The organism is Pseudomonas sp. B28(2017), from assembly GCF_002113025.1.
GTDB lineage: Bacteria > Pseudomonadota > Gammaproteobacteria > Pseudomonadales > Pseudomonadaceae > Aquipseudomonas.
On sequence record NZ_NEJH01000013.1, the window covers coordinates 43,924 to 70,170 of the forward strand.

Here is a 26,247-nt window from a genome sequence, read left to right on the forward strand (position 1 = left end):
AGACGGCAATGACAAAACCACGTTCGACAAAGGCTCTTTTCATCGGCCTGCCGCTGGCCCTGGCGATCAGTGCGGGTGCAGGCCTTGCAGCCTGGGATTACGGGTTCAAGGACAATCCCGGCTACCCGGTCAAGGTGATGAAACAGGCCGATCAATTGCAGGAGCGCATCCTCTCGTTCGACAGCCACATCACCGTGCCCATGGACTTCGGCACCGCCGGCAACGAAGTCGACAAGGACGGCGAGGGCCAGTTCGACCTGGTCAAGACCGGCCGCGGGCGCCTGTCCGGTGCGGCGCTGACGATCTTCGGCTGGCCGGAAATATGGAACGGCGCCAACGCCCCCCATCGCCCTACTGCCGGCTTCGTCGACGAGGCCCGCTTTGAGCAGGAAACCCGCTACAGGATCATCAGCGCGATGGTGCGTGACTTCCCCAATCAAGTGGCCATCGCCTACACCCCCGACGACTTCCGGCGCCTGCATGGCGAAGGCAAGTTCGCGATCTTCATCAGCATGCTCAACGCCTACCCGCTGGGAAATGACCTCAACGCCCTGGACAAGTGGGCAGCGCGAGGCATGCGCATGTTCGGCTTCAGCTACGTGGGCAACAACGCCTGGGCCGATTCGTCGCGACCGCTGCCGTTCTTCAATGACTCGCGCGATGCCCTCGGCGGGCTGTCGGAGATTGGCAAGCAGGCGGTCCATCGCCTCAATGACCTGGGCGTGATCATCGATGTGTCGCAGATGTCGACCAAGGCCCTGGAGCAGGTCGCGCAACTGAGCCGTACGCCGATGGTCGCCTCCCACTCGGCTCCCCGAGCGCTGGTGGACATCCCGCGCAACCTCAGCGACCCGGAAATGCAGTTGATCAAGAACAGCGGCGGCGTGGTGCAGATTGTCGGCTTCCCGACCTATATCCGCCCGCTGAGCCAGGCCACCCTCGCCAAGCTCAACGCCTTGCGCGCGCGCTTCGACCTGCAACCGCTGCAAGGCCTGGAGATGGCCCTGATGCCCGGCGATCCGGTGATCACCGTCTGGCCCGAACAGCGTTTCGGCGAATACGCCAGCCAGCTCTACTCGATCCTCGACGAAGAACCCAAGGCCTCCCTCAAGGACTACGGCGATGCGATCGATTATGCCGTGAAGAAAATCGGCATCGACCACGTCGGCATCAGTTCCGACTTCAACGACGGCGGCGGCCTCGACGGCTGGAAAGACGTCAGCGAAGCCCGCAACGTGACCGCCGAATTGATCAGCCGCGGCTACAGTGAAGCCGACATCGCCAAGCTCTGGGGCGGCAACTTCCTGCGGGTCTGGGACCAGGTGCAGAAGTCTTCCCGGCCTGTGGTGCAGAACTGATTTTTCCTTTTGCCAAAGCGAACCGAACCCATGACCAACCGTCGTTCATTCCTCAAGCAGGCCGGCATTCTGGCGGCCGGCATTCCCCTGGCCTCGGCCGTCAACCTGCCCGCACGGGCCGCAAGCCCCGCGCCGTTACCCAGGGACAAATGGGACCAGTTGCGCCAACTGTTCACGCAGGACCCGAACTACCTGCACTTCGCCAACTTCCTGGTGACCTCGCACCCGCGCCCGGTGCGTGAAGCCATCGAGATGCACCGCGCCAACCTCGATCGCAACCCCGGCCTGGCCATGGACTGGCATCGCGGCGAAACCGAACGCCGTGAAGAGGACGTGCGCGTGTGGGCCGGTCGCTACCTGAAAGCCAAGCCGTCGCAGATCGCCCTGACCGGCAGCACCACCGAAGGCCTGGCGATGATCTACGCCGGCATCCACGTGCGCCCGGACCAGGAAATCCTCACCAGCGAACACGAACACTACGCCGCCAACAGCGTGTTCGAGTTCCGCACCCAGAAGGACGGCACCAAGGTTCGCAAGATCAAATTGTTCGAAGACCCTTACAAGGTCTCGACCGCCGAAGTGCTGGCCGCGATTGAGCGCAACATCCGCCCCGAGACCCGTGTACTTGGCATGACCTGGGTACATTCCGGCAGCGGCGTGAAGCTGCCCATCGGCGAGATCGGTAAACTGGTGGCCGAGAAAAACCGTGGCCGCGCAGACAAGGACCGCATCCTCTACGTGATCGATGGCGTACACGGCTTCGGCGTGGAGAACGTCGATTTTCCGGACATGCATTGCGACTTCTTCATCGCCGGCACCCACAAATGGATGTTCGGCCCACGGGGCACCGGGATCATCTGCGCCCGCTCCGACGAGCTCAAGGATGTGACCCCGACCATCCCGACCTTCTCCGAAGCCACCCGGTTCTCCACCGTGATGACCTACGGCGGCTACCACTCGTTCGAACACCGCTGGGCGCTGACTGAAGCCTTCAAACTGCATCTGGAACTGGGCAAGGCCGAGGTCGCGACGCGCATTCACGACATCAACAGCTACCTGAAAAAACGCTTGCAGGCACACCCGTCGGTGGAACTGGTCACACCGCTGTCACCGGAGCATTCCGCCGGTTTCACCTTCTTCCGCATCAAGCACCAGGACTGCGACGAAGTCGCCAATTTCCTGATGGATCGCCGCGTGGTGTGTGATGCCGTGGACCGTGATGTCGGGCCGGTCATTCGTGTTTCACCGGGGCTGCTCAATACCGAAGCGCACATCGACCAGTTGATGGAGCTGATGGCCAGCAAGCTCTGAACCGCCGACTACCTTTAGCGAGAACCCTTATGAAAAACATCCTGTACCGGCAGCCCCTTCAACGCCTGGGCGCCCTGATGCTGCTGGCATTGCTCGGCAGTGCCGTACCGAGCCTCGCCCAGGCGTACACGGCGCCGCTGCCGGGCAAGGTCTTCAAGGATTGCCGCCACTGTCCGGAAATGGTGGTGCTGCCCGCCGGCACCTTCACCATGGGCACCCCGGAAGGCGAAGTCGGCCGCGAGCCGGATGAAGGCCCGATGCATGAAGTGACCTTCGACAAACCCTTCGCCATGAGCCGTTACCAGATCACTGCCGGCGAATGGGCCCAATACATGAAGGAAACCGGGGTCACCCTGCCCGATGGCGATACCCGCCCCGGTCGGGCATGCACCAATGGCAAACCGAGTTACCCCCAAGGGCCGCGTCAGCCGGCGGTGTGCATGAACTTCGCCGAAGTCACGGCGTATGTCGCCTGGCTGTCGCACAAAACCGGCCAACATTACCACATCGTCAGCGAGGCCCAACGCGAGTACGCGGCCCGTGCCGGGTCAACGGGACCGTTCCCCTTCCCGTTCGACCCCGGCACCGAGTACAGCATCGCCACCCACGCCAACACCTACGGGCCTACCGACGGCTACAGCCATACATCTCCGGTTGGTAGCTATCCAGCGAATGCCTTCGGTATGTACGACATGCATGGCAACGTCTACGAATGGATCGCCGATTGCTACCACCCTGACTATGTCGGCGCGCCCACCGACGGCAGCGCCTGGACCGAACCCGATTGCGACACCCTGCGCATCCGTGGCAACGACTGGGGCGAAGCACCGGTGTTTTCCCGCTCGGGCAACCGCAATGACATCGACCCGCAAACCCGTGGCGACTGGATCGGTTTCCGCGTCGTACGCACTCTCTGACCTCCCTCTCCCCTTGTGGGAGCGAGCCTGCTCGCTCCCACAGTGTTTTGTACCCTGTCAGTGAACCGAGCCCCGCCACCAGTCTCCCACCGTTTAAATTAAGCCCTTCACCAGACGTTCTACTGGGTATCTGCCTTACGACCCAAGGAACTGCCTGCCATGACCCAGCCTACCCGAGGCGCCATCGGCGAATTACTGGCCCTGTTGAAACCGTTTCGACTGATCGTCGCCGCGTCCATTGTCCTGGGCATGGTCGGCGGCCTGAGCGTGACGGTGCTACTGGCGACCATCAACAATGCGCTGCACTCGCCGGACGGCCTGACCCAAGGCGTGGTTGCGCTGTTCGGCGGTCTGTGCCTGCTGGCCCTGGGCAGTTCGATCTGCTCGGATATCGGCACCAACCATGTCGGCCAGCACATCATTGCCAGGCTGCGCAAAACGCTTGGGGAGAAAGTCCTTTCGGCACCTATCGAGCAGATCGAGCGCTACCGCAGCCACCGGCTGATCCCGGTGCTGACCCACGACGTCGACACCATCAGCGACTTCGCCTTCGCCTTCGCGCCGTTGGCGATTTCCTTGACTGTGACCCTCGGTTGCATGGGTTATCTGGCGCTGTTGTCGTGGCCGATGTTCCTGATGATGGTGCTGGCGATTGCCATCGGCACCGGCATCCAGTTCTACGCGCAGGCCAAGGGCATCCAGGGTTTCATGGCCGCCCGCGACGCCGAAGACGATTTGCAAAAGCACTACAACGCCATTGCCGGCGGCGCCAAGGAATTGCGCATCCACCGCCTGCGTCGCCAGCGCATGTTCGTCAAGGGCATCCAGGGCACCGCCGATTTCATCTGCGACACCCAGGTGCGTTCGATCAACACCTTCGTGATCGCCAAGACCCTGGGCTCGATGCTGTTCTTCGTGGTCATCGGCCTGGCGCTGGCCCTGCAATCCTTCTGGCCCAGCGCCGACAAAGCGGTGATGAGCGGCTTCGTGCTGGTACTGTTGTATATGAAAGGCCCGATCGAGCATCTGGTCAGCACCTTGCCGATCGTGAGTCGCGCACGGATTGCCTTCCGCCGTATCGCCGAGTTGTCGAGCCAGTTTTCCTCGCCGGAGCCGCACCTGCTGCTCAACGACAAAGGCACCTCGCCGACCGTGGTCGACAGCCTGCAGTTGAACAACGTCAGCTACGCCTTCCCCGCCGCACCGGGCAGCGACGCCTTTCGCCTGGGGCCGGTGAACCTGACCATCGAGCAGGGCGACATCATTTTCATCGTCGGCGAAAACGGCTGCGGCAAGACCACCCTGATCAAGTTGCTGCTGGGGCTCTACGCGCCACAACAGGGTTCGATCCTGCTCAACGGCCAAGGCATCGATGCGCACAATCGCGACGACTACCGCCAGTTGTTCACCACGATTTTTGCCGACTACTACCTGTTCGATGACGTGGTACAGGGCGACCGGCACATCCCCGAAGATGCCAACGCCTACCTGCAACGGCTGGAGATCGCACACAAGGTCAGCGTCAGGGACGGCCGTTTCACCACCACCGACCTGTCCACCGGCCAGCGCAAGCGCCTGGCGCTGGTCAATGCCTGGCTGGAGGAACGCCCGGTGCTGGTGTTCGACGAATGGGCCGCCGACCAGGACCCGACCTTCCGCCGCATCTTCTACACCGAGCTGCTGCCGGACCTCAAACGCCTGGGCAAGACCATCATCGTCATCTCCCACGACGACCGCTATTTCGACATGGCCGATCAACTGGTGCGCATGGAATCGGGCCGGGTCGTCACCGAGCGCACAACGGCCTGACGGTCATTGTCGCGCGCAGAGCATTGTTTTTTGAAGTTTGTTTTCCGGTTTAGCCAAAGTGGTACGTCTAATAATAATTATCATTAACTAAAAAACTGCACACACCATTCTGGAGCGATTCGAGCAATGCATAGCCCTACCCTGTCCCGCGCACCGTTGGCATTAGCCATCGAACGGCAAAAGAAACTCCGAACGATCGTGCCGGGCGCGCTGTTGACCCTGTTGCTGCTGGGTACTTCCCAGGTCGAGGCTGCTCCGGTGAACGTCAATGTGCCGTCCCAGCCGCTGGCCAGTGCATTGCGCCAACTGGGCCAGCAGACCAACCTGCAGATTCTCTACAGCCAGGACCTGGTCAACGGCATCAAGTCCACGGCGGTGACCGGCAACATGGAACCGGAACAGGCACTGAAAACCTTGCTGCTGGGGAGCGGCATCCATTTTCAGTTGAATGGCAACACCGTGTCGCTGATGTCATCGGCCGGTGACTCCAGTGCATTGCAGTTGGGTGCGACGTCCATTACCGGCCTGGCGCTGGGGCCGACCACCGAAGGCTCGCACTCCTATACCACCAATGAAGTCACCATCGGCAAAGGCAACATCAAGCTCAAGGACATCCCGCAGTCGGTGTCCGTCGTCACGCGCCAACGCATGGACGACCAGAACCTGAACAGCTTGCAGGACGCCATGCGCCAGGTCACCGGCGTGACCATCAAGACCTACAACTCCGGCTCCAGCCTCAACGACATCTTCATGCGCGGCTTCCTCGTTGACCAGGTGCAGGTCGACGGCGTCTCGCAGCCGACCGCCCAGGGCGACATGGCCACCAGTTTCGACCTGGCGATGTACGACCGCATCGAAGTGCTGCGCGGCCCGTCGGGCCTGTACCAGGGCGCTGGCGAACCCGGCGGCACGATCAACGTGGTACGCAAGCGCGCCCTGAGCCAATTCGCCCTCGGTGGTGAACTGGCCGCCGGTTCCTATGATCGCTACCGTTCTTCGGTGGACGTCACCGGCCCGTTGAACGACGAGGGCACCGTGCGCGGTCGCTTCATCACCGCCTACGAGAACAACAAGTCCTTCGTCGATTACGCGAAGAACGAACGCCCGATGGTCTACGGCCGCCTGGAATTCGACCTCGACCCGGTCACCACCCTGTCGGTCGGTGGCGCTTACCAGAAGAACAACTCCACCCCGGCGTTCGGTTTGCCGGCCTACGCCGACGGCAAACTGCTCGACGTTCCTCGCTCGACCTTCCTCGATGCCAAGTGGAACACCCTCAACGAAAAAGTCTGGGAAACCTTCGCCGAACTCGACCACGAACTGGACAACGGCGGTCAGTTCAAGACCACCCTGACCTACCGCGACGCCGAAACCCCGGAGCGTAATTTCACCTGGGTCGACGGCGCGGTCGACCCGGCCACCGGTGACAGCTCGGCCGTGGCCTACGACTACTACACCCACATCAAGACCATCGGTGTCGACAGCTTCGTGACCACGCCGTTCGAGTTCGCCAATCGCCGGCACGAGTTCACCCTGGGCACCGAGTACCAACACCTGGACAAGGACTTCACCTACGGCGGCGGCGAGTACTTCCCGATCAACGTATTCGATCCGGGCAGCATCGACATTCCCCGCAAGGACTATGCGCACGTCAACGGCAACTGGTCCAAGTCCGATCAGTATGGCGTCTACACCCGCGCCAAGTTCGACGTCACCGACTGGCTCGATGTCATCGGCGGCAGCCGTGTGACCTGGTACGAAAGCGACGCGAAGAACGCCAACGCCTTCTTCAACAACTTCGGCCAGGCCCACACCAGCATCAACCGCAAGGTCGTGCCGTACGGCGCCGTCATCGGCAAGATCACCCCGGAACTGTCAACCTACTTCAGCTACACCGGCGTGTTCAAACCGCAGAGCGAAATCGGAACGAACGGCGAGCCGGTCGGCCCGCGTGAAGGCAAGCAGTACGAGATCGGCCTCAAGCGCGAATTCTACGACGGTCGCCTGAACGCCAGCATCGCCGCCTTCCGCATCTACGATGAAAACCGCGCCGAATACGACAACACCTCCGGTGCCTACATGACCGAAGGCAAGGCACGCAGCCAGGGTTGGGAGACCGAGCTGAGCGGCAACCTGACCGATAACTGGAGCATCGTCACCGGTTACGCCTACACCTCCACCAAGTTCCTGGACGGCGACCAGGCCAACAAAGGCAAGACCTTCAGCACGATCACGCCCAAGCACAACTACAACCTGTGGACCAAGTACGAGTTCACCGACGGTCCGCTCAAGGACTTCAGCGTCGGCGGTGGCGTGCGTGTGGTCAGCGAAACCTATTTCCAGCGTGACGTGAAGTTCCAACAAGGCGGCTTTGCCGTCACCACGGCGCAGGTCGGCTACAAGTTCAACGAAAACCTGTCGTCGACACTGACCGCCAACAACCTGTTCGACCGCAAGTACTACGACCGCGTTGATGCCTCCTGGGGCACCAACTTCTACGGCGACCCGCGCACCGTGACCCTGAGCCTGCGCGCGCATTACTAATGGACGGCAGCTTCCATTTGTAGGAGCGAGCTTGCTCCGGGCGGCGTTCCGACGATGGTCGTTAACGATAACGCGTGTTCACTGGTTGAACGCAGCGCCTATGAATCCATCGCGAGCAAGCTCGCTCCTACAGTGGTCCGGTTTTGTTTTCTGCTTGCGCGGCGGCCCTGAGTTGCTCGGTATCGGCGCGGACAAAGATGGAGTCCCCGACAGCGGTCAGGACATCCCCGGCGAACACCTCGCAGATGACCCGGCTTTTGCGCCCGACATCGCCCTCGACTTTTGCACGCAGCGTCAGGCGCACCCCCATCGGGGTGGGCTTGATGAACTTGATGCCGAGGTTACCGGTGACGCAGGTGACGTGGGGCAGGCTCCCCACCTCGCGCTGTTCTGCCCGGTAGTGATAAGCCATCGCTGCCCAGTTGGAATGACAATCCACCAGCATCGCGATCAAACCGCCGTAAACCAGATCCGGCCAGCCGCAATACTTGTCATCGGGCATATGCTCCGCCATGACATGCACCCCGTCTTCATGCCAGAAGCTCTTGATGTGCAGCCCGTGCGGATTCTGGCTGCCGCAGCCATAACAAACGCCTTCAGGCGCGGCGATATCTTGTAGCGAAGTGTTCTGCGTGGTCATAACCTGTCCGTCCTTAATACCGGTGGCGAATCGTCGTGGTTCAAAGCGGACCGGGTCGCCCCGGTTCGCAACGGCTGATCAATAAGGAGGAGATACTTTCACCTTTCCCAGCGGGATCGAGCGGCGGGCAGCATCGGGCCGTAATGATCATACACAGCCGTTATCGGGCGAAAAAGTGGGTTAGGCACTTCAAAAGAAATGCCCCATTGGCTATGTCACATCCACCAATGACTTCATATGCGTCGCAAAATCATCCTGTATCGGCCGGAACCCGCAGCGCAGGTAAAAGGCAGCGCCCTCGGGTGTGTCCGTGGACAGTCGCACAATGCGGAAATGCTCAGACGCCAATTCCAGCAGGTGCTGCACCATCGCTTTACCCACGTTCTGGCCCCTTGATGCACGTGCGACGTAGACCCGCCGTAATCGCCCTACATCCGGTTCGGCAAATGGGTCTGATGAAAGACCTCCAACGGCAATCAGCCGCCCGTCCCGGAACGCTCCGAAAAGACCCTCGCCCTGCTGATCGAATCGATTGGCACCGCTTTCCCATTCCTCGATCAACCGGGAGAGGAACCTGAAGCCTTCGGCAACGGCCTGCGTTTCCAGCTCCCGGATTTGCTGCGTGATCCCCGAGATTGCAAGTATCGCCAATGGGTCCGTTGACGTGACCGATTGCAGGTTACTGCCAGACTTGTCTGCGTGGTTCGCTTCGCACCCGGCTTTCAAGACCCACTCTCGCTAGCGTTTACCGGTGTGCACAGCTCAACCAGCGTTCCGTCAGGGCATCGAACGTAAGACACGGTTTGCCCCCAGGGCTTGGTAGTCGGGGCAGCGATTTCGCTGGCGCCTGCTTGAATCGCTTTGGCATGGGCAGCGGGGACATCCTCGGTCACCAGCCCGACTTCGATGCCTAACGGTATGAGGGATGAGTGCGCCGGGACATGGCCGGTGCTGAAGTTCGATGCGGCCAGTTCATCGGCGGCGAATGCCAGCGCGGTTTCGCCGGTTTCCAGTTCGCCATAGGTGCCAGACTCATGAATGAACCGAACGCCGAGCCCGAAGGCGGATGAGAAGAACTTGAGAGAGGCCTCTACATCCTTGACGTAGATGATCAGGTAGCCAAATTTCATGAACGAACATTCCTTGTCGTGCCAATCGAGCGGTGAATCTAGCAGTGTTGGGCCAAGTATCGAAGAAGTAGTAGTTAGACAACTGGACCACGCAGCGATCACAACTCAATCACTACCGTGTTCATTAGACTTTGATTCGAGAAGAGCTCGCATATCAACCATTACCTGATCATGCGGGACGTTCGGGGACGGGCCGTTGAGCGAGGCTTGCACCTTGGTGCGGAACCAGCGGTCATAGCTGGCGGCATGTTCGGTGCTCACATTGACCTCCGGGATCGCTGTCGTCGCTGGCGTCGGCCAATGTCATGACCAACGATCTGGTGGATCATCTGCAGGGGACAAGCCGCAATGCGCTTTTGGGAATTGCGCAGGTGATCATGCTGGGGGAACTGGCGGTGAATCGCGCGCTGGATCGGCTTGATCCGCCCTAGTTATCTGAGTCAGCGCAAAACAACCTGTGGGAGCGAGCCTGCTCGCGAATACGGATTCACATCCAATGCTGATGTTGGCAGATACACTGCTTTCGCGAGCAGGCTCGCTCCCACAGGGGTATGGCGTAGCTGATCAACCCGCCACAAGTCAGGCCAGGCTTTCGCTGATCTGCGCCGCCAGTTGCGCCAGCATCCCCGGCACTTCCTGGACCATCTCGCCCATGCGCGCAAAGTCGTGGGTCATGCCGGTCTTCACGTCCAGCACCACGGGTTGCCCCGCAGTACGCAGTTTCTCGGCCCAGGCCAGGCCTTCATCGAGCAACGGGTCGTACTCGGCCAGCCACAGGACGGTGGGTGTCAGACGTTGCAAACGCTCGGCGTACAGCGGTGAAAAACGCCAGTCGCTACGGTCGGCTTCACTGCGTTGGTATTGCTGGTAGAACCATTCCAGCGTGGTGGCTTCCAGCAGATAGCCTTCGGCGAACCGCTGCAGTGACGGGCGTTTCTTTACCGCGTCGATCACCGGGTACAGCAGCACTTGCAGACGCGGTACAAGCGGCCATCCCAACGGGTCCTGGGCGATGGCGATACACAGCGATGCCACCAGGCTGCCGCCGACGCTGTCCCCGGCCAGTGCGATCCGCCTCGCGTCCAGGCCCAATGCTTTGGCACCGGTAATGGCCAGCCAACGCGTGATGTCTTCGGCATCGTTGTAAGCCGTTGGAAAACGGTGTTCCGGCGCCAAGCGATAGTCCGCCGACAACACGGCAAATTCCCCTGCCAGCGCCAGACGCCGGCACAGGGTGTCGTGGGAATCGAGGCTGCCCACCACGTACCCGCCGCCATGGAAGTACAACAACACCGGGCGCGGCTCGCTGTCCGGTTGCGGCTTGGCGTACAGCCGCGCGTTGAGCACATGCCCGTCCCGCGCCGTAATGCTGAGCGCAGACACCGTCAACACCCCCGTCGGAGCCGCATCAAGCAACTGCGACGTCTGTTCGAATTGCTGTCGCGCTTCGCTCGGGCTCAGCTCATGCATGGCTTGGCTTTTGCCGCTGAAGCGGCCGAATTCGGCCAGCTCTAGAAATCCCTCGATGTCCGGGTGCAGTGCCATGGGCGGTAGTCTCCAAAAATAAACAGGCTCGCCCAATAAACGAACCGTGAGGACCGTTCATTAGGGCGAGCCTGTTGTTGTCGCGGGCAAGCCCTAGAGCAGCGGCACCTCCTCCCGGCCAAGCAGCGCCACCACAGCGCCCAGGCATTCGTCCTGTTGCAGTATGTCGAAGTGACCGGCTGACACCGTCTGCACCTTGCGCAGCCGTGGTTGCTGACGCTCCAGGGTCGCACGTTCGGCCGTCGGGTTGCCATCGGCCCACCAGCAATGCAGCTCGGCCTGAGGAATCGGCAAGGTCTCGACCTGCCGCGACAGCGCCTTCAAGCGCGTGCTGACCATGAACGTCTGGGCCAATTCATCGGCACCGAGCAGCGCGTACCCGCTGGCCTGATCGCTTTCGCTGTCGATCACCGCGCGAATGATCCGCGCCACCGCGTCGTGGTCTCCCGCCGATTCACTACTCAACGCCCGGTCAATCACCTCGCCATCCATGCCCAACGTTGCGCCGAGGAACCCGGCCAGATCCACACGCCACTCATCCGGGCTGGCGACGGCATTGGCCTGGGTCGGTACAAAACTGTCCACCAGGCCGACGAATGCCACACGCTGGCCTTGCTGTTCGAACAGGTCACTCACCAGCAACGCCAACGCCCCGCCCAGCGACCAGCCCAGCACGTGGTACGGCCCCTGAGGTTGCCTGGCTCGAATCGCCTCGACGTAGTCGGCGGCCATCTGCGCAAGCGAGGTGTCGTGCCACTGCCGATCGAGCAGCATCCGGCATTGCACGCCGTACACCGTGCGCTCGCCCTCCAGGCGCCGGGCCAATGGCTCGTAATCGAACACCGTGCCGAAACCGGCGTGCAGGCAGAACAGTGCCGGCTGATCATCCACCACCTGATTGAGCAGCAACAGCGGTTGCGGGCGCTGCCGCAGCGGCTGCTCATCGACACCGGACAGCCCGGCAATCGTCGGTTTGGCCATCATGTCGCGCAATTTCAACTGGAAGCCCGGCTCATTCAGGGCACGCACTTTCGAGATCACCTTGAGGGTGCGCAGCGAATCGCCACCCAGCTCGAAGAAGTTGTCGGTGATGCCGACCTTCTCGATGCCCAGCACCTGTTGCCAGATGTCCGCCAGCGCCCATTCCAGTGGCGTGCGCGGTGCCACGTAGTCGCGACCGCTGAAGGCCGGATCCGGCAAGGCCTTGCGGTCGAGCTTGCCATTGGGGGTCAGCGGGAAACGCGGCAGCACCACGACCTGAGTGGGCACCATGTAGTCGGGCAGGCTCTCGCGCAATGCCGCCTGGCAACGCGGGCCAAGGCCATCGTCTTGCGCCGCCACCACATAGCCCACCAGTTGCGACCCCTGCCCGTTGTCACGCACCACCGCCAGCGCATCGTTGACCCCGGCCTGCTCGCGCAAGCGGGCTTCGATTTCGCCCAGCTCGATGCGAAAGCCGCGCACCTTGACCTGATGGTCGATGCGCCCGACGTAATCGAACACGCCATCCTCGCGGCGGCGCACCAGGTCGCCAGTGCGGTACAGGCGCCCGCCTTCGGTGCTGAAAGGATCGGCGACGAAGCGCTCGGCGCTCTGCCACGGGTGACGATGGTAGCCGCGCGCGACACCCCGTCCGCCAATGTACAGCTCACCGACCATGCCCACCGGCAGCGGGTTGAGGTCCATGTCCAGCACATGCAGGCTGCGGCTGCCGACGCGTTGACCAATCGGCGCGTACATCGCCTGGCAATGGCCGTCGGCGGCGATTTTCCATAGCAGCGGCGTGACCACGGTTTCCGTCGGCCCGTAGCCATTGACCAGATATTGCGGCTTGAGCCTGTGTTTGACCCGCTCGAACGTCGCGTCCGGCACCGCATCGCCACCGAAGCAATAGATGCGTACCGGCGGCGGATCACCGCCCTGCAACTCGGCGTGCTCGGCCAGTTGCAGCAGGTACGCCGGCGGGAAGCAGGCGACGCTGATGCGCTGACGGTGCAGCACCGTCAGGGTCTGCTCGGCGGTCCACAACGTATTGTCGCGGATCACCAGCGTCGAGCCGCTGATCAGCGCGGTGATCCAGCGTTCGTGGGCGCCATCGAAGGCGAACGACATGAAATGCAGTTCGCGATTGTCCGGGTCCATCTCGTACAACTCGGCGATGGCTTGCACGTGCATGCTCAAAGGCCCGTGGGCCACGGCGACGCTTTTTGGTTTGCCGGTCGAACCGGAGGTGTAGATCAGGTAGGCCAGTTGCTCGGCGTGCACGGCGCATTGCGGCGTCGGCACGGCGATGTCGAGGTCCAGGCCGTCCACCGCGACCATGACCGTGCCGGGATCAAGCTGCGCCGAATCGCGCAGCCGCTCCTGGGTCAGCAGCAAGCGCATGTCGCTGTTGGCCATCATGTAGCGCAGGCGTTCCTGCGGGTATTGCGGGTCCAGCGGCAGGTAGGCGGCAGCGCACTTCATCACCGCCAACAGCGACACCACCAGTTCCAGCGAACGCTCCATGAACACGCCGATCACGTCTTCGGCCTGCACGCCTTGCTCCAGCAGATACACCGCCAAAGCATCGGAGCGCCGGTCCAGCTCGGCGTAGCTCAAGTGTTCGGCATCGCGGTCGGCATGGCTCAGGACCAGCGCCGTGTGATCCGGTTGCCGGCGCGCCCGCTGACGGATCAGCTCGTGCACCGGCGTCTCGTCACCGTCGGCCACCACCGGCCGTTCGCCGTCCAGCGCCCGGCCTTCGTCCAGGGTCAACAGGCCCAGCTCACCGACAGCGCGTCCGGCGTCGTCGCACAAGCGCTGCATCAGGCTTTCCATGTGGCTGCGCAGGGTTTCGACGGTTGCCAGATCGAACTGATCGCGCTGGTGCATGTACTCGATGCGCAGCCCCTCGTCGAGGCTGACCATCAGGTCCATGGCAAAGCTGGTCAGGCCGAAGTCGCTGACGTCTTCGAAGCGCAGCGAGTCGCCGCTCCATTCGCGCAGGGTACGGTCCACCGGCTGGTTTTCGAACACGATGATGCTGTCGAACAACGCCTGCCCGCCCTGCCCGGCCCAGCGCTGGATATCGCTGAGCGGGGTTTGCTGGAAGTCGCGGATGTCGAGGTTGCAGGCCTGGATCTCGCGCAGCCAGTCACCGACGTTCATGTCGGTCGGCACCGTGTTGATCACCGGCAAGGTGTTGATGAACAACCCGAGCATGCTCTCCGAGCCGTTGAGGGTTTCCGGACGCCCGGACACAGTGGCGCCGAACGTCACCGTGCGCTGGCCGGTGTAGCGCTGCAACAGCAACAGCCACGCAGCTTGCACCAGGGTGTTGAGCGTCACCTGCTGTTGCTGGGCAAAGGCCTGCAAACCTGCGGTCTGCTCGGCACTCAGGTGCGTATGGATCGCGTGGTAACCCGCTTGCGGCGCCTTGACCGGTAAGGCGCGGGCCAGATGCGTGGCGCCTTGCAGGTTGTCGAGCTTGCCTTTCCAGAACGCCTCGCTGGCCTCGGCGGTTTGCTGGCCGAGCCAGTCGATGTAGTCGCGATAGGCAGCCACCGGCTCGTGCTCATCGCCACGGTAATGGCGCAGCACTTCACCGATCAGGCGCGACACGCTCCAGCCGTCCATGAGGATGTGGTGGTAGGTCCAGATCAGGCGATAGCGATCATCCTCCAGACGCACCAGCAACAGGCGCAACAACGGTGCACGGTTCAGCGAGAAGCCGCGTTCGCGTTCCTCCAGGGCCAGTTGGCGGACGCGCTCAGGCTGATCATCCAGCCCGCGCCAGTCCATTTCGGTCAGCAGCGAAGGCGCATCGCGCCGCACCACTTGCAGCGGCTCCTTGTCGCCTTCCCAGAGGAATGCGGTACGCAGAATTGCGTGACGCCGGGCGGCCTCGGCCCAGGCTTCGCGAAAGCGCGGGCCATCAACGCCACGCACGCCCACTTCGATCTGGTTGACGTAGAGCCCCGAATCACCGTCCTGCACCGAGTGGAACAGCATGCCCTGCTGCATGGGCGACAGCGGATAGACGTCTTCGATCTCGTCGGCGTTCAATGCCAGTGCCACGTATTGCGCCGGGTTCAGCTCGATCTTCGCTGCCGGTGCAAGCGTCGCCGGCACAGACGCTTGCACTGCGACGGGCCGGGCCACCGTCGCCAGTTCGGCCAGGGTCGGATGGCTGAACAGGTCCTTGGGAGAAATGCTCAAACCGGCCTTGCGCGCTCGGCTGACGGCCTGGATCGAGACGATGGAATCGCCGCCCAGTTCAAAGAAGTTGTCATGCATGCCCACCTGCGGCACTTCGAACAATGCCTGCCACACTGCTTGCAACGTCGATTCCATGGCATTGCGCGGCGCCACGTACTCGCGCACTTGCTGGTCCGGCTGTGGCAGCGCGCGGCGGTCGAGCTTGCCGTTGGGTGTGACCGGAAGCTGATCGAGCAGCAGCACATGGCTCGGCTGCATGTGTTCAGGCAGCGCCTTACGCAGATGTTGTTTGAGTGGTTCGATGGCGACATCACCTACGACGTAAGCCACCAACTGTCTGGATTTACCGACATCAAGGGCGATCACCACCGCTTCGCGCACCGACGGATGCTCCAGCAGGCAGGCTTCGATTTCCCCCAGCTCGATGCGCAAGCCGCGGATCTTCACTTGATGGTCGATGCGCCCAACGTATTCGATCACGCCGTCTCTGCGGTATCGCGCCAGGTCGCCGGTGCGGTACAGGCGCTCACCCTGCTCGCCAAACGGGCTGGCGACGAAGCGCTCGGCGGTCAGGTCCGGACGGTTGTGATAACCGCGAGCCAGGCCTATGCCGCCCAGGTACAGCTCACCCACACAACCTTGTACTTGCGGCTGCAGGCTGTCGTCGAGGATGTAGGTCACCAGGTTGGCAATCGGCTGGCCGATCGGCACGCTGATGCCGCCATCGTCGACACAGGTCCAATGGGTCACGTCGATGGCCGCTTCGGTCGGGCCATACAGGTTGTACAGGCCAACGGTCGGCAACACGCGCAACAGGCTGTGCTGCAAATCCGCCGACAACGCTTCGCCGCTGCACAGGATCTGGCGCAGGCTGGCGCACCGTTCGAAGCCTTCGCCCTGGACAAACGCCTGTAACATCGACGGCACGAAATGCAGGGTGCTGACGCGGTACTGCTCGATCAGGCTGACCAGTTGCGCCGGATCGCGATGGGCACCCGGTTCGGCCACGGCCAGGCGTGCGCCGGTCATCAATGGCCAGAAAAACTCCCAGACCGATACGTCGAAACTGAACGGGGTTTTCTGCAACACGGTGTCGCGTCCGTCCAGCGGATAGGCGCCCTGCATCCACGCCAGACGGTTGTACAAGGCATCGTGACGATTGGCCGCGCCCTTGGGTTTCCCCGTGGAGCCGGAGGTGTAGATCATGTAGGCCAGCGATTGCAGCTCGACCACGCAGGACAGGTTTTCTTCGCTCAGGCCATCGAGCAATCCGCCCATGTCGTCGAGACAGATCGCCGTGGTGGCGGCCGGAATCGGCAACTGCGCAAGCAGATGACGCTGGGTCAACAGCAAGTGCACGCCGCTGTCGTCGAACATATGCTCCAGCCGTTCGCGCGGGTAGTCAGGGTCCAGCGGCACGTAAGCGCCACCAGCCTTCATGATTGCCAGCAGACCGATGACCAGTTCCAGCGAACGCTCGGCGGCGATCCCCACCAACACCTCGGCGCCCACGCCCTGGCTGCGCAGCAGGTGCGCCAGGCGGTTGGCCCGTTGGTTGAGTTCGCGATAACTCAAGGTCTGGCCGGCAAACACCAAGGCCGGGGCCTCGGGGGTTTGCAGTACCTGGGCTTCGAAGCATTGGTAGACCGGGCGCACATCGGACCAGGTCCGCGCAGTGCGGTTGAAACCTTCGACCTGCTGCGCCGTTTGTGCGGCGTCGAGCAGGCTCAAGCGCCCCAATGGTTGTTGCGGCGCACTGACCATGGCATCGAGCAAGGCCAGCAGGCGTGTGCTCAGACCTTCGATGGTCTCGGCGTTGAACAGCGCCGTGTCGTAGTTGAAACGCAGGTCCAGGCAGTCGCCCATCTCAGCGGCAATCGCCAAGGGAAAACTGGTCTGGTCGTGATGACTGATCCCGGAGAATTTCAACGCGCTACTGTTGCCCTGCTCCAGCGCTTGCGCCACCGGATAGTTTTCGAACACCAGCAGGGTGTCGAACAGCGCCTCGCCGGAGTGACCGGCCCAGCGCTGCACATCCGCCAGCGGTGTGTATTCGACTTCGCGCAACCGCAGGTTGAGCACCTGGACTTCATCGATCCATTGACTGACGGTGCGCTCAGGGTGCGGTGTGGCGATCACCGGCAAGGTGTTGATGAACAGCCCGATCTGCTGCTCGATGCCTTGCAATTCGCTCGGACGCCCCGACACCGTGGCACCGAACGCCACCGTTTGCTGCCCGGTGTAGCGCTGCAACAGCAACAGCCACGCCGCTTGCAGCAGGGTGTTGGGCGTGACGCGGGCCTGCCGGGCAAACCCGCTCAGGCGCTCGGTGGCTGCGCGGTCCAGGCTCAGGTGCAGGGTGCGATGAGCCCCCTGCCCTGCAACCGGCCCCGGCAAGGCGCCGGCCAGTCGCGTCGGCTCGGTGAACAACTGTAATTGCTCCAGCCAGAACGCTTCGCACGCGGCGCGGTCGCGAGTGCCCAGCCAAGTCATGTAATCGCGATAACCGCCAACACTCGGCGCGGGCATGATTCCGGAGTAGCGTTGCAGCACTTCACCAAACAACTGCGAAGTGCTCCAGCCGTCCAGCAGGATGTGGTGGTTGGTGAAGATCAGGTGATAAGTATCGCTGGCAGTTTGTACCAGGGTCAGGCGCAGCAATGGTGCTGCCGTCAGGTCGAAACCGCGCTGACGATCTTCATCCGCCAATTGATCCAGTGCCTGATGCAGGCGCGTTTTGTCGCGCCAGTCGAGCACGGTCAGCGGCAGCGTGGCATCGGCCAGGATCACTTGCAGCGGTCGCGAGCCATTGCTCTCGCTGAAGAACGCCGCGCGCAGCACTTCATGGCGCTCCAGCGTCTGCTGCCAGGCATTACGGAATGCCTCGACGTCCAGCCCCTGCACATCCACGCACATCTGCGGGACGTAGGCACCGGCATCCGGGGCGAACAGGCTGTGGAACAACATGCCTTGCTGCATCGGCGACAACGGCAGGATGTCTTCGATCTGCCCCGCCGCCAGCGGCAAGGCATCCAGTTGCGCCTGATCGACGCATACCAGCGGTACATCGCTCGGGGTCAACCCGCCGGCGCCGCTGAGGCAATGTTCGATCAGCTGTTGCAGTTCGGTGGCGTAGCCATCGGCCAGGCGCTGCACCGTTTGCGGTTTGAACACCTCACCGCTGAAAGTCCAGCTCAGGTGCAGTTGCCCGGCATACACCTGGCCGTTGATGCTCAGGCCCCGGTCCAGCCCGGCCGACGCGCCCTGCTCGGCGCCACCGCTTTCCCGGGCTGGGCGCCATGGCGCCTGCTCGTCGAAGCTGGCATCGAACTGGCCCATGTAGTTGAAGGTGACCTGGGGTGACGGCAGATCCTCAAGGCCGGCGTCGGCCAGATAACGCAGGATGCCGAAGCCGATGCCTTTGTCGGGCACGGCGCGCAGCTGCTCCTTGACGGCTTTGATGCTGCCGGCCAGATCGTCGGCCGGGGTGAGCTTCACCGGGAAAATCGAGGTGAACCAGCCCAGGGTGCGGGTCAGGTCGATGTCGTCGAACAGGTCTTCGCGGCCGTGGCCTTCGAGCTTCACCAGCGTCGACGATTGACCGGTCCATTGGCCCAGCACCCGCGCCAGGGCGGTCAGCAACAGGTCGTTGACCTGGGTGCGGTAAGCCGCCGGAGCGTCCTGCAGCAGTTGGCGGGTGAAGGTGCTGTCGAGCACCGTTTCCACGCTCACCGCGTGCTGGCTGGCCAGGCTGCCGTCGGGGTTGTCGGCGGGCAGTTGCAGAGCGACGTCATGGTATTGGGCTTGCCAGTAAGCGGCTTGCGTCGCCAGTTCCGGGCTGCGGGCATGCCGTTGCAAACGCGCCGCCCAGGCCTGATAGGCGCTGGTCTTGGCCGGCAGGCGCAACGGCCCGGCTTGACGTGCTTGAGCGTAAGCGGTTTGCAGGTCTTCAAGCAGCAGACGCCAGGACACGCCGTCAACCGCCAGGTGATGCACCACCAGCAGCAAGCGCTGGCCTGCGGCGCCCATGTCCACCAGCAAGGCACGCAACAGCGGACCGTCCTGCAGATTCAGGCTGGCTTGTGCGGCGTTGCACAGTTCAAGCAGCTCATCGGCATTTGCCGCCTGACGCTGCCACAGCACCTCAGCGCTGCTCCATTGTTCGGCTTGCGCCTGATACCACACGCCGTTGACCTGATGAAAACGCAAACGCAACGCATCGTGATGCTCCAGCAACGCCGCCAGCGCTTGCTGCAGACAGCTGCTGTCCAGTGGCTCGCGTAGTTCCAGCAATACCGACTGGTTCCAGTAATGGCGAGCCTCGATTGGCTGCTCGAAGAACCAGTGCTGGATCGGCGTCAGCAGCACCTCGCCGCGCACCGGCCCCTGATCGATGACCAACCCGGCGCTGCGCACCGCGACCTTTGCCAGGCTCTGCACGGTCTGATGCTGGAACAGGTCGCGCGGGGTGATGCGAATCCCGGCCTGACGGGCGCGGCTGACCACCTGGATCGAGATGATCGAGTCGCCGCCCAGTTCGAAGAAGTTGTCGTCGATGCCGACGCGCTCGAGCTTGAGCACGTCTTGCCAGATCGCCGCCAACTCGGTTTGCAGTTCATCCATCGGCGCCGTGTAAGCCTGCTGCAGCAACGCCGTATCGGGCTTGGGCAATGCACCGCGATCGAGTTTGCCGTTGCTGGTCAGCGGCCAGTGATCGAGTTTGATCAGGTGCGCCGGCACCATGTAGTCCGGCAAAACGGCCTGCAAATGTTCGCGCAGGGACTGGCGCAGATCGCTGTCTTTGCCGCTGGCGGTGAACCACGCGACCAGTTGCGGGCTGCCATTGACCTCGGGTGCCAACACCAACGCTTGCCCGATGGCCGGATGACTTTGCAGGCGATCCTGGATTTCCCCCAGTTCGATGCGAAAGCCACGGATCTTCACCTGATGGTCGATACGCCCGGCGTACTCGATGCTGCCATCGGCGCAGTAACGCGCCAGATCGCCGGTTCGATACAGGCGCGCGCCCGACTCGGCCGCGAACAGGTCCGGCACAAACCGCGTGGCGGTCAGCTCGGCACGCTGGTGATAACCCCGGGCCAAGCCGGCGCCGCCGACGTAAAGCTCACCCACGCAGCCCTTGGCCACCGGGTTCAGGCGCGGGTCGAGCACGTACCAGCGCAGATCGCCGATCGGCGCCCCCAGCGGCGAGCTATTGGCGCCATCGAGGTCGACGCGGGACAACGGTCGCCAGGTCACGTGCACCGTGGTTTCGGTGATGCCGTACATATTGATCAGCAACGGCTGCCGGTCGTCGAAGGCGTCGTACCACGGACGCAGGCTGGCCACATCCAGCGCCTCGCCACCAAACACCACATAGCGCAGGGCCATGCCTGGTGCGTTGGCGCAGGCGAACGGCATCAACTGGCGGAAGGCCGAAGGGGTCTGGTTGAGTACCGTGACCCCCTCTTCGCTGAGCAACCGGGCGAAGTCTTCCGGGGAGCGGCTGACCGCGTGCGGCACCACCACCAGCTTGCCGCCATAGAACAACGCTCCAAAGATTTCCCAGACGGAAAAGTCGAAGGCATAGGAATGGAACAGGCTCCAGACGTCGTCCGCGTTGAAACCGAACCAGTGCTCGGTGGCGCTGAACAGACGCGTCAGGTTGCTGTGGGGCAGCAGCGTGCCTTTGGGTTTGCCGGTGGAACCGGAGGTGTAGATGACATAGGCCAGGTTCGCTGGAGCGGTGAGGTTCGGCAAGTTGTCGGCGCTGGCCTCGAACAGCCAGTCGCTGGCGTGATCGAGGCAGATCACTTCAATGCCCTGGTTCAATGGCAGGCGCGGCATCAATGCCGAATCGGTCAACAACAGGCGCGTGCCGCTGTCGGCGAGCATCCAGGCCAGGCGATCCTGCGGGTATTGCGGGTCCAGCGGCACATAGGCGCCACCGGCCTTGAGGATCGCCACCAGGCTGACGATCATCTCCAGCGAACGCTCCAGGGCGATGCCCACCAACACATCCGGGCCGACGCCGCGCTCGCGCAGACGATGGGCGATATGGTTGGCGCGGCTGTTGAGTTCGGCGTACGTGAGGGTGATGCCGTCGCAGGTCACGGCAATGTTGTGCGGGTGCGCGGCGGCCTGGGCTTCGATCAGTTGATGGGCACACAGGGCGTTCGCGACTTCAGTAGCGTTGATTTCGGCACTGCGATTCCAGTCGAGCAAGGTGGCCTGCTGCTCGGCGGCGTCGAGCATGGACAGGTCCGCGAGGGCAACCGTGCTGTCAGTGCAGATCGCCTGCAACAGGTTCAGCCAGTGCCGGCCGAGACGCTCGATGGTTGTGGCGTCAAACAGCTCGGTGGCGTAGACGAACGACGCGTGGATGCCCTCGTCGCCCTCGACGGTGTCGAGCATCAGGTCGAACTTGGTGGTTTTCTCATCCCAGATCAGCGGTTCGACGCTCAGCTCCGGCAGGTCCCAGCGTTGCGCCCCGCCGCTGTCACGCTGGTGGTTGAACATCACCTGGAACAGCGGCGTGTGGCTCAGGCTGCGTTCGACGCCCAGGCCATCGACCAGTTGCTCGAACGGCAGGTCCTGATGGGTCTGCGCGCCGAGTGCCGCAGCCTTGATCTCGGCCAGCAATTGTACGAATGGCTGGTCGGCCCGGGGCTGGCTGCGCAGCACCTGGGTGTTGACGAAAAAGCCCAGCAGGTTTTCCACGTCCTGGCGGGTGCGGTTGGCAATCGGCACACCGACGCGAATGTCCTGTTCACCGCTGTAGCGATGCAACAACGTCTGCAACGCGGCCATCAGCACCATGAACAGGGTGCAGCCTTCGCGACGGGCAAGCTCGCGCAGTCGAGCGGTCAGTGCGGCGGTGATTTTCAGCTCGACGCTGGCACCCTGCTGACTCGGGATCGCCGGGCGACGACGGTCGGTCGGCAGGTTCAGTGGCGGGTGTTCGCTTCCCAACTGCCTGCGCCAATAATCAAGCTGGCGCTCAGCCTCGCCCGCCTCCAGCCACAGGCGCTGCCAACGGGCAAAATCGGCGTATTGAATCGCCAGCTCCGGTAGTTGCGCACCCTGTCCGGCACTCAATTGCCCGTAGAGTTGGGTGAATTCCTGCAGCAGGATCGGCAGCGAGCCGCCATCGGTGACAATGTGGTGCAAGGTCAGCACCAGTACATGTTGCTGCGCATCGAGGCGGATCAAGCGGCAACGCATCAACGGGCCATGCTGCAGGTCGAACGGCTGCCCGGCGTTAAGGCCGATCTGCCGTTGCAGTTCGATGTCGTCGGCAGCAGTGACCTCAACCAGCGAGGTGTCCATCTGCGGGTGAATCTTTTGCAGCACTTGCCGGTCATCGAAGATAAAGGTGGTGCGCAACACTTCATGACGTTGCACCAGTGTCACCAGGGTTTGCGCCAGTGCATCGCGGTTCAGCTCACCGCTCAGGCGGAAGGCACCGGTCAGGTTGTAGGCGGTGGCCTGGGGCTGCATCTGCCAGAGGAACCACAAGCGCTGCTGCGCATAGGACGCTGGCAGCGTGTCGATGTCGCGGTCCCGTGGCGGAATCGGCAGCAACTCAAGGGTCAGCCCCTGAGCGTGCATCTTTTGTTGCAACGCACGCCGGGCGTCCGCGCTCAAGCCACAGAATCGCTGGGCCAGGGTCATCATTCTGTCCGGTGCAGCACTCATTGCGCGTGTTCCTCATCCACTTCGTCGAACAACGCTTCGAGGGCGTCTACATCGTTTTCCTGGTGTTCGCTTTGCTGACGGAACTGCTCGATCTGCGCCGCCAGACGTTCCAGGGTGTCACCGTCGAAAAACAGCTTGAGCGGGATCGCCAGGTTCAGTTCTTCCTGAATCCGCGCACGAATGCGCGTGGCCAACAGCGAGTGCCCGCCGAGTTCGAAGAAGCTGTCGTGCACGCCGACGCGCTCGACGTGCAGCGCTTCGGCCCAGATCACCGCGAGGCTTTTTTCCAGTTCGTTGCGCGGCGCGACGAAGGCACTGCGGCGCACATCGAGATCGAGCAAGGCCTGACGATTGAGTTTGCCGTTGGGCATCAGCGGGAAACGCTCCAGCACCTGCAAGCGCGCCGGCTGCATGTGCTCGGGCAGCGCCTCGGCCAGGTGGCTGCGCAACTCGTTGAGGCGGATATCGGCGGTGTCGGCCGGGGACACCGCGAAGCCCAGCAGTTGCGGGCCGGTCGGGGTTTCCCGGGCAATCACGGCGGCATCCTCGATACCTGGCGAGCTGCGCATGGCCGACTCGATTTCGCCCAGTTCGATGCGGAAGCCGCGGATTTTCACTTGATGGTCGACCCGTCCCAGATACTCCAGCACGCCATCGGCGCGATAGCGCGCCAGGTCACCGGTGCGGTACAGACGCTGGCCCGCCGCCTTCGCGAACAGGTCGGGGACAAAGCGTTCGGCTGTCAGCGGGGCTCGCTGCAGATAGCCCCGGGCAATACCGGCACCACCGACATACAGCTCGCCTTCGACACCCACGGCCACCGGTTGCAGGTCCGGGCCGAGCACATGGATGCGCATGCCGGCAATCGGCTGGCCAATCGGGATGCTGTCGTCGTCCTGGCCGAGCGGTAACTCCCAGGCCGAACACCACACGGTACCTTCGGTCGGGCCGTATTCGTTGACCAGCGCCACCTCCGGTAATGCCTCGCGATGTCGCTGCAGCAGTGTATTGCTGCAGGCTTCGCCGGCGACAATCACACAGGCCAGGGCGTGGCGCTCGAGGTGTTCGAGAATCTGCGCGTGATAGGACGGCAAGGTCAGGTAGTGGGAAACCTCTTCCTGCCGGATCAGCACCGCCAGTCTGGCCGGATCCTTGTAGCTGTCTTCGTCCGGCAGGCACAGGGTCGCGCCCTGCCCCAGCGCCCAGAAAACCCCGGCCACCGAACTGTCGAAGGAGAACGACGAGAGCATCAGGAACCCGCGCAGCGGCTGGCGATAGAAAGCGTTACGCGCCAGGGTCGAGGCCACGGCGTTGGCATGGCTGATCATCACGCCCTTGGGTTTGCCGGTGGAGCCGGATGTGTAGATGACGTAGGCCAGATTGGCGCTGTCGCCTTGTGGCTCAGGCAGGGATTGCGCGGCAGACCAGACCTCGGCCCCCGGCATCAGTGAAATGGTCTGCTCACGACCCAATGCATCCGGCAGCGCTTGGCAGGCCAGCACATGGCATGCCCCGGTATCGGCCAGCATGAAGGCCAGACGCTCGATCGGGTAGTTCGGGTCCAGCGGCAAGTACGCAGCACCGGCCTTGAGCGTGCCCAACAGCGCAATGACGATTTCCAGCGAGCGCTGGCCATAGACCGCCACGACCTGGTCCGGCGCCACACCTTGGGCGCGCAAGGCATTGGCCACCTGGTTGGAGCGTGCGTCCAGTTCGGCATAAGTCAGGCGCTGGCCGTTGACGCTCAGGGCAATGCGTTGCGGATGCAACCGCGCCTGCTCGCTGAACAACTCGTGCAGGAAGCGGCACGGCAATGCCTGCCCGGTGGCGTTCAGATTGAAGCCATCGATCAATCGGGTTCGTTGCGCAGCACTCACCAGGTCAGCCTGACCCAGGGTCAGTTCAGGTGATGCCAGCAGCTGGCGGCTGAACTCGACAAACTGCTCCAGCCATTCGGCCAGCATCGACTCCGGCAGCGCACCGTCAAGACACGACAACTGCAACTGATCGCCCTGCACTCGCAGGCGCAAGACTTCAGGGTTGCCGTCGTCCACCTCGATAGCGCTTTCAATGGCGGCCTGATAGACGAAGCCGTAACGCAATGGCGCGGAGCCTTCAGCGCTCAGTTCGAACTCGTTGAGGCAATCGAGCCACGACAACGACTGCTCGACGCTGGCGGCAAAGGCTGCCATTGCTTGTGCCAGAGTCTGCTGGCTGCGATGCTCGAATGCCACCGGCAAACGCCGGGCGAAACGGCCAAGGGTGGTGGCGGTTTGCTCGTTGCGACCGTCCACATGCCAGCCCATCAGGCCTTTTTCCTGTTGGCCGATGCGGGCGACAAATGCACTCCATAGCAGCAACACCACTTGCTGCGCCTCGACTTTCAGGTCAGCCGCCAGCCGTTGCACCTCGGCGAACCAACTGGCGTCGGTGTGTATGGCCAGACGGCGGGTCAGGGAAACCTCGACGGTTTTTTCGAACGGCAAGCGATGGGCCACGGCGAACTGCTGATGCAGGTTGCGCCAGAACGCCGCGCCCTGGTGGCCGATGTCTTCCTCGCGCAACTCTTCCTGCCATGCGCTGTAGTCCAGGTATTGCAGCGCATCCTGGTCGTCGGCCAGGGTTTCGCCGCGCAACAGGCTGGCCAGTTCGGCCGACAGCACTCGCAACGAGACCTCGTCGAAGCTGCTGGCCGGGGCCAGCAGGGTGACGAAATGCTGCCCGGTTTCACCCTCGACCTGCGCCACCACCAGCGCTCGACTCGCATCTTCAAGCATTGCTTCGCGGCTGCTGCTCAAGGCCTCGACCACCGAAGGCTGGATGCCCGGCAGTGCAACCGGTAATTCATCGCACAGGCTTTGCACCGGCCACCTCATGCCCGGCAAGCGGCGGTACACCGTGCGCAGGATTTCATGGCGCCGGCCCAGTGTTTCCAGTGCCGTTTGCAACGCCTGAGCCTCCACTGGCCTGGCGACCGGCAACGTCAGTGTGGCGAACAGCGGCCGTGCGCCCAGCTCCTGTGTTCGCAAATAAAAGGCCTGCTGGGCCGAAGTCTGGAATACGTCTACCGAGGGTTCGAGGGCGGTGGTGTTCAT

Annotated in this window: 12 protein-coding genes and 1 pseudogene; 6 read left to right on the top strand and 7 right to left on the bottom strand. The window is 62.8% G+C overall.

What is annotated here, in order from left to right; genetic code table 11:
• Positions 1-8: 8 nt before the first annotated feature.
• The 5 genes from pvdM to CAF65_RS24235 all read left to right on the top strand — a co-directional run bounded on the left by pvdM (position 9) and on the right by CAF65_RS24235 (position 7,939).
• Complete coding sequence (gene pvdM, locus CAF65_RS24215; protein WP_085718539.1) at positions 9-1,358, top strand: pyoverdine-tailoring dipeptidase-like protein PvdM; 1,350 nt, start codon at positions 9-11, stop codon at positions 1,356-1,358.
• Positions 1,359-1,388: 30 nt separating this feature from the next.
• On the top strand, positions 1,389-2,669 hold the full coding sequence (locus CAF65_RS24220; protein ID WP_085718540.1) for an aminotransferase class V-fold PLP-dependent enzyme: 1,281 nt from the start codon (positions 1,389-1,391) through the stop codon (positions 2,667-2,669).
• Between the two features lie 29 nt (positions 2,670-2,698).
• Entirely contained in the window at positions 2,699-3,586 is an 888-nt protein-coding gene (locus CAF65_RS24225; protein WP_085718541.1) for a formylglycine-generating enzyme family protein, read from the top strand.
• A gap of 159 nt (positions 3,587-3,745) precedes the next feature.
• On the top strand, positions 3,746-5,395 hold the full coding sequence (locus CAF65_RS24230; RefSeq protein ID WP_085718542.1) for a cyclic peptide export ABC transporter: 1,650 nt from the start codon (positions 3,746-3,748) through the stop codon (positions 5,393-5,395).
• 126 nt (positions 5,396-5,521) lie between these two features.
• A complete protein-coding gene (locus tag CAF65_RS24235; RefSeq protein ID WP_085718543.1) occupies positions 5,522-7,939 on the top strand; it encodes a TonB-dependent siderophore receptor in 2,418 nt (805 codons plus the stop codon).
• A 127-nt stretch (positions 7,940-8,066) separates the two neighbouring features.
• Here the strand turns inward: CAF65_RS24235 and CAF65_RS24240 are convergent, their stop codons facing one another.
• From CAF65_RS24240 to CAF65_RS28275, 4 genes are all read right to left on the bottom strand, one after another.
• Positions 8,067-8,579, bottom strand: coding sequence for a PaaI family thioesterase (locus CAF65_RS24240; RefSeq protein WP_085718544.1), 513 nt, complete (start codon positions 8,577-8,579; stop codon positions 8,067-8,069).
• 210 nt (positions 8,580-8,789) lie between these two features.
• Positions 8,790-9,305 carry a GNAT family N-acetyltransferase gene (locus CAF65_RS24245; RefSeq protein WP_085718545.1) on the bottom strand — a complete coding sequence of 172 codons (516 nt, stop codon included), beginning with the start codon at positions 9,303-9,305 and terminating at the stop codon, positions 8,790-8,792.
• Positions 9,302-9,709 carry a VOC family protein gene (locus CAF65_RS24250; protein WP_085718546.1) on the bottom strand — a complete coding sequence of 136 codons (408 nt, stop codon included), beginning with the start codon at positions 9,707-9,709 and terminating at the stop codon, positions 9,302-9,304. The genes CAF65_RS24245 and CAF65_RS24250 overlap by 4 nt, the downstream gene beginning before the upstream one ends.
• Before the next feature lie 105 nt (positions 9,710-9,814).
• A complete protein-coding gene (locus CAF65_RS28275) occupies positions 9,815-9,970 on the bottom strand; it encodes an antitoxin (protein ID WP_256578718.1) in 156 nt (51 codons plus the stop codon).
• A gap of 23 nt (positions 9,971-9,993) precedes the next feature.
• Here CAF65_RS28275 and CAF65_RS28910 point away from each other — a divergent pair.
• Positions 9,994-10,140, top strand: a pseudogene (locus tag CAF65_RS28910) (DUF6124 family protein); the annotation flags it as partial.
• Positions 10,141-10,288: 148 nt separating this feature from the next.
• On the opposite strand, the gene CAF65_RS24260 reads toward CAF65_RS28910, so the two are convergent.
• The 3 genes from CAF65_RS24260 to CAF65_RS24270 form a co-directional block, all read right to left on the bottom strand.
• Positions 10,289-11,254 carry an alpha/beta hydrolase gene (locus tag CAF65_RS24260; protein ID WP_085718547.1) on the bottom strand — a complete coding sequence of 322 codons (966 nt, stop codon included), beginning with the start codon at positions 11,252-11,254 and terminating at the stop codon, positions 10,289-10,291.
• 93 nt (positions 11,255-11,347) lie between these two features.
• On the bottom strand, positions 11,348-23,152 hold the full coding sequence (locus tag CAF65_RS24265; RefSeq protein WP_085718548.1) for a non-ribosomal peptide synthetase: 11,805 nt from the start codon (positions 23,150-23,152) through the stop codon (positions 11,348-11,350).
• Positions 23,149-26,247: an amino acid adenylation domain-containing protein gene (locus CAF65_RS24270; RefSeq protein WP_085718549.1), complete on the bottom strand. Its 3,099-nt coding sequence runs from the start codon at positions 26,245-26,247 to the stop codon at positions 23,149-23,151. Before CAF65_RS24270 ends, CAF65_RS24265 begins: the two co-directional genes overlap by 4 nt.

Bases quoted from the DNA above. Each gene is read 5' to 3' on its own strand.
- CAF65_RS24240 (WP_085718544.1), bottom strand. From the start codon at position 8,579: ATGACCACGCAGAACACTTCGCTACAAGATATCGCCGCGCCTGAAGGC.
- CAF65_RS24230 (WP_085718542.1), top strand. From the start codon at position 3,746: ATGACCCAGCCTACCCGAGGCGCCATCGGCGAATTACTGGCCCTGTTG.
- CAF65_RS24220 (WP_085718540.1), top strand. From the start codon at position 1,389: ATGACCAACCGTCGTTCATTCCTCAAGCAGGCCGGCATTCTGGCGGCC.
- CAF65_RS24225 (WP_085718541.1), top strand. From the start codon at position 2,699: ATGAAAAACATCCTGTACCGGCAGCCCCTTCAACGCCTGGGCGCCCTG.
- CAF65_RS24250 (WP_085718546.1), bottom strand. From the start codon at position 9,709: ATGAAATTTGGCTACCTGATCATCTACGTCAAGGATGTAGAGGCCTCT.
- CAF65_RS24235 (WP_085718543.1), top strand. From the start codon at position 5,522: ATGCATAGCCCTACCCTGTCCCGCGCACCGTTGGCATTAGCCATCGAA.
- CAF65_RS24270 (WP_085718549.1), bottom strand. From the start codon at position 26,247: ATGAACACCACCGCCCTCGAACCCTCGGTAGACGTATTCCAGACTTCG.
- CAF65_RS24265 (WP_085718548.1), bottom strand. From the start codon at position 23,152: ATGAGTGCTGCACCGGACAGAATGATGACCCTGGCCCAGCGATTCTGT.
- pvdM (WP_085718539.1), top strand. From the start codon at position 9: ATGACAAAACCACGTTCGACAAAGGCTCTTTTCATCGGCCTGCCGCTG.
- CAF65_RS24260 (WP_085718547.1), bottom strand. From the start codon at position 11,254: ATGGCACTGCACCCGGACATCGAGGGATTTCTAGAGCTGGCCGAATTC.